8 protein-coding genes are annotated in these 6,629 nt (G+C 61.2%); 6 read left to right on the top strand and 2 right to left on the bottom strand.

All coding sequences use genetic code 11. From position 1 onward, the window contains the following. The 3 genes from PGX04_RS11805 to PGX04_RS11795 all read left to right on the top strand — a co-directional run. The coding region (locus PGX04_RS11805) for an MFS transporter (RefSeq protein ID WP_273738690.1) at nucleotides 1–368 on the top strand (368 nt) is incomplete at its 5' end. A gap of 121 nt (nucleotides 369–489) precedes the next feature. Next, on the top strand, nucleotides 490–1,020 hold the full coding sequence (locus tag PGX04_RS11800; protein ID WP_273738689.1) for a plastocyanin/azurin family copper-binding protein: 531 nt from the start codon (nucleotides 490–492) through the stop codon (nucleotides 1,018–1,020). Between the two features lie 257 nt (nucleotides 1,021–1,277). Continuing rightward, the gene (locus PGX04_RS11795; protein WP_273738688.1) at nucleotides 1,278–2,390 is read left to right on the top strand and encodes a pyridoxal-phosphate-dependent aminotransferase family protein; all 1,113 of its coding nucleotides are present in this window, start codon (nucleotides 1,278–1,280) and stop codon (nucleotides 2,388–2,390) included. 171 nt (nucleotides 2,391–2,561) lie between these two features. Here the strand turns inward: PGX04_RS11795 and PGX04_RS11790 are convergent, their stop codons facing one another. Continuing rightward, nucleotides 2,562–3,923 (bottom strand): S8 family peptidase, encoded by a 1,362-nt coding sequence (locus PGX04_RS11790; RefSeq protein ID WP_273738687.1) that lies wholly within the window; start codon nucleotides 3,921–3,923, stop codon nucleotides 2,562–2,564. Nucleotides 3,924–4,030: 107 nt separating this feature from the next. Between PGX04_RS11790 and PGX04_RS11785 the strand changes: the two genes are divergently transcribed. Both PGX04_RS11785 and PGX04_RS11780 read left to right on the top strand, forming a co-directional pair. After that, entirely contained in the window at nucleotides 4,031–4,306 is a 276-nt protein-coding gene (locus PGX04_RS11785) for a hypothetical protein (protein WP_273738686.1), read from the top strand. A 285-nt stretch (nucleotides 4,307–4,591) separates the two neighbouring features. Continuing rightward, entirely contained in the window at nucleotides 4,592–5,557 is a 966-nt protein-coding gene (locus tag PGX04_RS11780; protein ID WP_273738685.1) for a hypothetical protein, read from the top strand. 365 nt (nucleotides 5,558–5,922) lie between these two features. Here the strand turns inward: PGX04_RS11780 and eif1A are convergent, their stop codons facing one another. Continuing rightward, nucleotides 5,923–6,210, bottom strand: coding sequence for a translation initiation factor eIF-1A (gene eif1A, locus PGX04_RS11775; protein ID WP_098725110.1), 288 nt, complete (start codon nucleotides 6,208–6,210; stop codon nucleotides 5,923–5,925). 130 nt (nucleotides 6,211–6,340) lie between these two features. On the opposite strand from eif1A, the gene PGX04_RS11770 reads away from it, so the two are divergent. After that, entirely contained in the window at nucleotides 6,341–6,520 is a 180-nt protein-coding gene (locus PGX04_RS11770) for a DUF7470 family protein (RefSeq protein ID WP_273738684.1), read from the top strand. Nucleotides 6,521–6,629 lie beyond the last annotated feature (109 nt).

The following is a 6,629-nucleotide window of genomic DNA, read 5'->3' as shown; positions in this document are numbered from 1 at the left end:
GCCTCGAGCGCGTTTTCGATGCCCAGCGGTGCCTTCTCGGTCAGTTCGTTGGCGAGTTCCGTCGCGCGGTCGTCGACGGCGTCCTCGGCGCGCTGGTCGCCCCCGCCACCATGGCGCTGGTCACCGATCTCGCCGACGAGAGCGAACGCGGGATCGCCATGGCCGGATTCAATCTCGCCGGCAGCCTCGGCTTCCTCGGCGGCTTCCTCCTCGGCGGCACCGTCGCCAGCAGCTACGGCTACGGACTCGCGTTTCTCGTCGTCGGCGGCCTCGAGATCGCGATCGCCGTCGTCACGGTTCCGGTGTTTCTGCGGCTCTCGCTCGAACCGACCGATCGCGTTCGATCGGGTGATCGCGGCGACGCCTGATACTGGTCGCCTTATCGGACAGTCAGCGAACGTACTCGTCACTACGTTGTGGCATGTACTCGTATAACATTGTAACGAGAGAAGGTATCAATTTTTATGTGGCCGAACCCAACCCCCGGTGATGGCACAAGATAATCCGGTTTCGCGGCGGACAGCGCTCAAGCTGACGGGTGCGGCCGCATCGACGGCGCTCGTCGCCGGCTGCAGCGGTGGTAACGGAGACGGCAACGGCAACGGTAACGGGAACGGTGACAGTGAGGGACCGTATTCGATCGAGTCCGGAACGACCATCGAACTCAAATCGAAGGCTCAGTCCTGGGAAGGCGTCGCGCCGTCTTCGATCGAAGGCGTGGAGAACCCCAGCCTCAGCCTCACCGAGGGCGAGACCTACACGATCGAGTGGGTAGAGAACGAGTCGGGCAACCACAATCTCGCGGTCTACGACGACAGCGAGTCGGCCATCGCGGGACCGACTGAGCAGGTCAGCGACAGCGAGCCCGGCCTGAGCGTCGAATTCGACGCGTCGAGCGATACCGTCGAGTACGTCTGTGAGCCCCACTACTCCTCCGGAATGGCAGGTACTATCGAAATGGCGGAGGGTGGCAGCGGCAGCGGCGGTAGCGGTAACGAATCCAACGAGTCCAGCGAGTAATCAGGACTCGTTCCGGTCTCTCTAGTTTTTCTCTTATTTTTCACCGTCCACTGGTGACCGTATAGCAAATACACCTTCATCTCAGTAGCACATAAAAATAATTATAACTTTAAATAAAATATTGATAATGTGAAAATTGGCGAACGACGGGGCCGACAATGGTACTGCGAGATACCAGTCTGACGTTCTATTCCCAGTGCAGCATCAAAAGTACCATACTGTCTCGCCTACCAGTAAGCCGTACTCAGGTGGTTTCTGTGACCAAGAAACGCGAATACAAAGCCGACTATCCCGACAAGACGCTGTACATCCCGGGCCCGACCGAGGTGCACGAGGACGTCCTCGAGGCGATGTGCGAGCCGATGTTCGGCCACCGGATGGACCGAATGACCGACCTCTACACGACCATCGTCGAGGACACGAAGGAGTTCCTCGGCACCGACAACGAGGTCATCATCCTCACGGGGTCGGGGACCGAGTTCATGGAGAGTTCGCTCCTCAACCTCGTCGACGAGAACGTCCTCTGTACGACCTGCGGGAGCTTCAGCGAGCGACAGGCCAACGTGGCCGAGCGACTGGGGAAGTCCGTCGATACGCTCGAGTACGAGTGGGGCCAGGCGGTCAAACCCGAGGACGTGCGCGAGCAACTCGAGGAGAGCGAGACGGCGTACGACGCCGTCACCTGCGTGATGAACGAGAGTTCGACCGGCGTCCGCAACCCGATCGAGGAGATCGGCGACGTCGTCGCCGACTATCCTGACACCTACTTCATCGTCGACGCCGTCTCCGCGCTGGGCGGCGATTTCGTCGACATCGATGAGCACGACATCGACGTCATCTTCACGTCGGTCCAGAAGGCGTTCGCCATGCCGCCGGGGCTCGCCGTCTGCGTCGTCAGCGACGACGCCTACGAACGGGAACTCGAGTCCGAGTCGGCGTCGTGGTACGGCGGCTTCCAGCGATCGCTCGACTACTACGACCGGAAGGGCCAGACCCACTCCACGCCGGCGATTCCGGTCATGCTCGCGTATCGGAAACAGATGAAGCACATGCTCGAGGAGGGCCACGACGCCCGCGACCAGCGCCACCGGGAGATGGCCGAGTACACGCGCGAGTGGGCCCGCGAGCACTTCGATATGTTCCCCGAGGAGGGCTACGAGTCCCAGACGGTGGCCTGCATCGAGAACACGCAGGGGATCGACGTCGCCGAGACGATCGAGGCCGTCGACGAGGAGTACGACATGGTCTTCTCGAACGGCTACGGCTCCCAACTCGGCGAAGAGACGTTCCGCATCGGCCACATGGGCGAACACGACCTCGAGTCGATCGAGGAACTGACCGACGCCATCGAAGACGTCGCCGGACTGTAGTCGGCGCTCGAGTCGCTGCTCATCCTCGTCAAAACAGATGGGGTGAACAGTGCTGGATCTATTCCTATGACTGGTGCTGCGATGGGTCCTCGTTGCGGCTCCGCCCGGTCGGGCAACTGGCCGCCTACGGCGTGTCCGCGCTCGCCTGCGGGCTAGCCGCTCGACAGACGCTCACCGGAACAGTCCGAGGAACCAGTCGATGACGGCCGCGATCTGATTCCCGATCCACTCCAGTCTCGAGATGATTTTTTCGATAATCGACCCCACGCCACCGGAGACGACGTCACCGCCCTCGTCCGCGCGTTCGTGACCGAGCGCCGTACGGGCGTCCACGAGTCCGTGTCCCTCCTCGCAGGTGCCAAGCACCGGTTCGGCGGTGTCGGTGAGAATCCGGCGCACCTGCTCAGTGGGGCCGGGACCGTCTTCCTCCCGGGTCTCCCAGACCAGCGCAGCGACGCCGGTGACGAACGGGCAGGCGACGCTCGTCCCGCTCGCCTCCGCGTACTCGTTGTCGACGGTGCTCGAGGTGATGCCCGTGCCCGGCGCCAGCAGGTCGATATCCGAACCGACGCTGCTGTAGGACGCCAGCGTGTCGTCCTCGTCCATCGCGGTCACCGCGACGACTTTCTCGTGGGTCGCCGGATAAGTCATTGTTTCCGCGTCGCACGACCCGTTCCCGCCGTTTCCTTCGTTCCCGGCCGCACAGAGCAGGAGGTGTCCCGCCGAGTGTGCGGCCTCGATAGCCCGGTCCATCGTGGCGCTCGCGGCCTCGCCGCCGAGGCTCATCGAGATCAGCTCCACGTCGTTCGACATGCACCAGTCGATCCCGGCGATCAGTTTGCTGTACCGACCGGAGCCGTCGTCGCCGAGCACCTTCACTGCGTACAGATTCGCCCCGGGAGCGACGCCGACGACGCCGAGGTCGTTGTCCGACGCGCCGGCGACACCGGCGACGTGCGTCCCGTGGCCGTGGCGGTCCTCGTAGTCACCGGGCGTCCCGCTATCGGTGAAGTTCCGACCGCCGGCGACCGAGAGACTGCAGTGCTGCGATTCGATTCCCGTATCGAGAATCCCCACGTCGACGCCCGATCCGTCCGGTTCGACGGCGTCGGCACCGATTCGTTCCACCCCCCAAGACGGTTGCTGGTCGGGATGGGTGGAACAGTCGGAACTGTCCGGCGGATTCAGGATATCCGATAGGGCTGGGGCTGGCGACCAGTTCGACGGGATCCCCGTCTCCTCGTCGTCTTCGACGGACGCCACGCGGCGGTCGCGACGCAGCTCGTCGAGTCTGGTCGACGGCACCTCCGCGACCACGAAGTCGAAGTTGTCGTACTCGAGGACCGTGATTCCGCCGATGTCATCGATGACGCCGAGGAGTTCGCTGAGGTCGTCGAGCAGCCCCGTTTTTGGATGCACGAACACCCGCTCGGTGTCTGTGTTGGATTCCGCAGCCGACGCCGGCGCCCCGAGCAGCCCGGCCGCGGCGCCGGCTCCGATACCGCCGAGTAACCGCCGCCGGCTGAGTTTCATGCGCGGGTCGATGCACAACGATAGAATAAGTCTTCTGTGTCGGACGACAGTCAGTCGAAGTGATCGGTTGGTCGCGTCGATACCGTATCAACGTTAATTTGTTTTCGATGGGTACTATCGGCGAGACAGAAGCGATGGAGCCCGAAACCGAAGTAGTCCATCTCTGGCTGTCTATCGAGACACCAGTGGCTCTCCTCGTCACCGTTCCAACTCTCTGGCTCGCTTTTTCGGGCGACGTAGTTGCAAATCGCCTCGTCTGTATCGCTGAGCTCACCACTCTCCATGTTAAAATACAACATGAATGTCCTAATCCCACTTCTTACAGCTTCTTTGTCTCCACATTATCAAATTGTTCGAACAATGAGCCAGAAGGCATCCGCTGATGATGAACTCGAAGCGTGGGGCGCCGCTCATTTCTCGAATATTGTCCTTTCAGAAACAACGAAAGTTATGCATTGGATTCCATCCTCCGAGGTAGCCTCCCCCGAACCGCCGGACAGGTGTCGGGGTGCGTTCGTCCTCCCAAACGTCCTAGCTGTCCTCGTCCAACGTCTCTCTGAGGAAGTCTGCGAATTACATGAGCACTTCTCGCTACGGCCTCCTCGCTCCTCAAACTCGCTCAAAATATCCAGAGAGAGGAGATACACTTGGTTCATACAGAATGTATTATGCTCGCAAAATACGAAAGACTATTAAAATATCAATTTAAATCGGATCTCATCGTTGATGTGTGTCATATGAAAGATAGTGAGCAGCCCACGGCCGTACCACCGGACCAAGCGAACACCCAGTTCGCCGTGATCGCTGGATGCTACGTGGCTGCGCTCGTCGCGCCGACGCTGACTCTCTGGGCCGTCGAGTACGTGCAGATCCGCAGTCGCCTCCTGGCGCTCGGTATGATGGGCGTAGTTGCTATCGTTGTCGGTGCTTCGACAGTGTCCGTCGCAGGGGACAACGAGGGACTCCTCTCGTGGCTGAACACGGGATGGCTACCGTGGCTGTTCCCGGTTGCCGGGATCCTCCCGGTGATCGCCTACCATTTCAGTCTTATCGAGGTGTTCGCGACGTTGCTCGTTGAAGGGGCGTCGATCCCGGTCACGAGTCTCGTGGCGTCGATCGCGTTCGTCCTCGGGATCGTTGTAGCTTTCGTCGGTGAAATAGCCCTGCGTGCTGCCCGCAACCAGATCGCTTGCTCCGCCACGAGGGCCGAGGATCTGACGATCAAGTGGTCCGCCAAGTGGCCACGGTCGCACAAGCTGAATATCTTAGTGATCGTCGTACTCGCGGGTATCAGTCTCCTCGCGGTCCTCGCAGTCACGGTAGCGCCTGTATCGGTCGTATTCACTGGCCCCTTCGTCTTGATACTCGTTCTTGTCACGAGGATGTTCCTCTCCGAACGAGAATTCGAGCTGACTCCGACCGGACTATCACACGCCCGGAGTGGAACACTTTACACTCATCGCCAGTTCCTCCCGTGGTCGGAGATCGAATCGTTCACGCTCTCCGACGATGCCGTCGTACTCCATCGAGAGGGACTGCTGCCCAGTATCCGGTTCTCACGGTCCGATATCCGGCCGGACGAGGAAGAGATTCTCGCCGCCCTCGAAGAGCATGTCAGTAGGCAATTCCGATAGTTCACCCAAAGGCAATCGTCGATTCTGACGCCGCCCCTCTCACGTTCTGCAGGCCAGTCGTTCCGAAGGGTCTCCCGGTCGAACGGGTCCCACTTCGAGGCGCGAAATAGGGGCGACCTAGGTGTTACGGGTCCCCGGGCGTACTGCCAGCTGCGGGGCGAAGGATACCCACCACCTCGGTGACTGCTGGCAATGGCTCAGGATGGGATGCAAAAAGTCCGGTTCCCCGCGCGTCGAGCGGCTTCGCGGGCTGAGTCTGATAGGTTAAAATTCCGCAGCAACGGTTCGCTGGCGCCGGCTCACTTGACGTTTCGCGTCTCGTGCGGCGAGTTCCGTGAACTCGTCTTGATGTGTGTCACTTCGTCCTACTGGATGTGGCCTTCTTCCCGCAGCTGATCGGCCTCGCTCTTCTCGTAGCGCCAGGTGATGTCGGCCTTTTCGTCCTGCCAGTCCCAGGGTTCGACGAGCACGACGTCGTCCTCGCGGATCCAGACGCGCTTTTGCATTTTGCCGGGGATTCGCGCGGTGCGTTCGGTCCCGTCGGCACAGCGTACTGTGACCCGATTCGCCCCGAGCATGTTCGTGACGGTCGCGAAGACCTCGTCATCCTCGGGCATCCGGAGGTTCTTCCGACCGCCGTCTCCGTCGCTCATGGCCGTGGATTCGCGTCCGAGTGGTTTAATCCTTTATCGTCCGTCCGAACGCCGGACGCCGACGGCGCGTGACGGACGTGCGAGCGCGGAAACCCCGCCGTTTATTTCGCTCGGCTCTGCACCCCTGGGTATGTTGAAAAACCTCGGCGCGCTCGGTATCGCCGGTATCGTGATCTTGCTCGCCGGTATCGGTCTCATCGCGTACGCGAACTGGATCGTCGCCGTCGGCATGGCACTCGTCCTCGCCGGCCTCGGCCTGATCGTCAAGTCCCTGGTCTCGGGACTGCTCCAGAACTTCGGGATGTTCTGAGACGGTCTGCTTCATAGTGGCTCTTCGGACGGCAGCCCGTCTCACACTTCGCTGTCGCCGGCTCGGTGCTCGCTGATGAGTTGGTTGACCATCGCCGATTTGCGGTCGC

The organism is Natrinema soli, from assembly GCF_028618695.1.
Note: the sequence above shows the minus strand (reverse complement) of the source record. Positions and strands in the feature narration are given on the sequence as shown.